Raw genomic sequence first — 2,341 nt, forward strand, 5'->3', positions numbered from 1 at the left:
TCGCATGGCGAAGCAGGACGTCCCCCCAATCGTCGTCACGCCGGACGCGACGATCGATCTGCAATGGATCGAAGGTCGCTTCCGCGTGGCCGGACCGGACAAGGAGCCGCAGATCGAGCGCCTTTCCCCCGGGTCGGTGATCATCGGCTTCCGCTTCCGGCCGGGCGCGGCCGCCGGGTGGCTCGGCGTGCCGGCCGGCGAAATCGTCGGCGGGCGGCTGAGCCTCCAGGACTTATGGGGTACGCGTGCCCGCGAACTGTCGGATCGCGTCAAGGCCGCGCCCGACCTCGCCGGCATGGTGCGGCAGTTGGAAAATGAAGTCGGCGCGCATACAGAGGGGCGCGATGCGCTCGATGCGCTGATGGGCAGGGCCTTCGACCTCATTGATGAAGGCCTGTCGCCGGAGACGCCGCTGGTTCCCTGTCTGCTCAACCGCCTCAACATGAGCGAGCGGACGCTGCGCCGGCGTTTCGAGGACGCTTTCGGCTATGGTCCGAAGACGCTCGACCGCATCCTGCGCTTCCACCGCTTCCGGCGCCTGCAGCGACGGCATAGCGATGGCTCGACCGCGCTGCTCGCCATCGAGGCCGGCTATGCCGACCAGGCGCATCTGATCCGCGAAACCCGGCGGCTGACCGGCGTGACACCCTCGGCGCTGGCGTAGCTCAATCTTCGGCTGGTCCCGGTCTCACTCACCGGCCAGCCATTCGATCGTCCAGCGCGACGGCTGTTCGACGGCAAGCGCTCCATGCAAGGCCGGCAGCATCACCCGCAATTCGGCCTCCAGCGTGAAGGGCGGGTTCACCACCACAAGGCCGCTGCCGTCGAGGCTCGGTTCGCTCGAGGCAGGCCGGATCTCGAAGCCGATGTCGAGCAGTTTTGGAATGCCTGTCTCCTTCAGCGCGGCGCGGAAGGCGGCGACCGCCTTGCGATCCTTGATCGGATACCAGAGCGCGTAGATGCCGCCCGGCCAGCGCCGGTGCGCTCGGCGCAGGTTCTCGACGAGACGCTGGAACTCGCCCTCCTCCTCGAAGGGCGGATCGACAAGCACGAGCCCGCGCTTTTCCTTCGGCGGCAGATGCGAGCCGAGCGCCATCCAGCCATCGAGCTCGATCACCCTGGTCTGGAAGTCGCCGGCGAAGACGGCTTTGAGCCGCGCAGCGTCCTCGGAATGCAACTCGATCGCCGTAAGCCGATCCTGCTTGCGCAGGAGATGGCGCACGATCAGCGGTGAGCCGGGATAGCGGCGGAGACCGCAGTCGGGATTTTCCAAGCGCACCGCTTCCAGATAGGGCTGAAGCAGCGCGGCCGTCCGAGGCTCGAGCGCGGCCTCGGACACCCGGCCGATGCCGCCCTGCCATTCACCCGTCTTGCCGGCCTCCACCGACGCGAGATCGTAGCGGCCGATGCCGGCGTGAGTGTCGATAACGCGAAAGGCCTTGTCCTTCTGCTTCAGATACTCGACCAGCCGGCTGAGCACCGCGTGCTTGACGACATCGGCGAAATTGCCGGCGTGGTAGGCGTGGCGATAATTCATGCCGCCTTCACCTTTGCGAACCGCCGCGGCCCCAGCGCGGCGGCGGGGGCTGCGAGTTGGGATTCTGCGGCGGCTTGTTGCCGCGCCCAAAGACCAGCGAAAGCACCAGTCCAGCCAAGCCGACTCCCATCAGCGTGTAACCAGCCGGCTGCGCGCGTTCGTCGACCGAGCCGGTGCCCGCACGCAAGATCAGGTCGACGGCGCGCATGTCGATCCCGTCCGCATCGCCCGGACCGACAGTGAAGACGTAAGCGCCCGGCGTGACCGTCTCTATCACACCGGCCTCGTCGCGAAAGATCTTGTCGGGCAGCTGCGGGCTCACCTGCCGTGGATTGTCGGTGTGGTTGAAGGAGAGCGTCGAGGCGAGCGCCGTGCGGCCGCCGCTTGCCGCGGTCAGCGTCAGCACCGTGTGCTGCTGCGAGGCGACGCGCTCGGCACGCGCGGTGAGGTCGACCAGCACGCGAACAGGCGCGTCGCGCGCAGCGAGCCGTACGGTCGCCGGCCGGAAGCGGCCGCCCTCGTAGACGCGCCAGGTGCCGATCGCATGGCCGGAGAAATTGCTCACCGCCCAGGGATAAAAGACCCCGATGGCAGCCCCGGCGATGAGGACAAGAACCGAGAGGAAGCGCATTGAAAGCCCTGGTTAGAGTTTCTTGCGGGCGCGATCGCCACTTTTGGCGGCCTCGTCCCGGGCAGCGTCGCGTATCCGCTCCATCTCGTCCAGAAACATCTCCAGGCCAAGCTCGAAAGTCTTGTCGAAACCGCTTGTGCCAAAATAAGCTGCGGCCGCCACGACACTGGGAT

The 2,341-nt window shown here is 67.0% G+C and carries 3 protein-coding genes; 1 reads left to right on the plus strand and 2 read right to left on the minus strand.

Going from position 1 to position 2,341, the window contains the following annotated elements:
• Positions 1-664, plus strand: a 664-nt coding sequence (locus EOA60_RS29240; RefSeq protein WP_164899631.1) for a helix-turn-helix domain-containing protein, incomplete at its 5' end; no start/stop codon positions are given.
• Positions 665-688: 24 nt separating this feature from the next.
• On the opposite strand, the gene EOA60_RS29245 is transcribed toward EOA60_RS29240, so the two are convergent.
• Positions 689-1,537, minus strand: a complete 849-nt coding sequence (locus EOA60_RS29245; protein WP_095823630.1) for a 23S rRNA (adenine(2030)-N(6))-methyltransferase RlmJ — start codon at positions 1,535-1,537, stop codon at positions 689-691.
• Positions 1,538-1,544: 7 nt separating this feature from the next.
• Entirely contained in the window at positions 1,545-2,168 is a 624-nt protein-coding gene (locus EOA60_RS29250) for a hypothetical protein (protein ID WP_095823631.1), read from the minus strand.
• Positions 2,169-2,341 lie beyond the last annotated feature (173 nt).

Origin of the sequence: Mesorhizobium sp. M1A.F.Ca.IN.020.06.1.1 (assembly GCF_004023265.1) — a bacterium.
Classification (GTDB): Bacteria; Pseudomonadota; Alphaproteobacteria; order Rhizobiales; family Rhizobiaceae; genus Mesorhizobium.

Excerpts from the sequence above, each read along its gene's own strand:
- EOA60_RS29245 (WP_095823630.1), bottom strand. The coding sequence starts at position 1,537 with ATGAATTATCGCCACGCCTACCACGCCGGCAATTTCGCCGATGTCGTC.
- EOA60_RS29250 (WP_095823631.1), bottom strand. The coding sequence starts at position 2,168 with ATGCGCTTCCTCTCGGTTCTTGTCCTCATCGCCGGGGCTGCCATCGGG.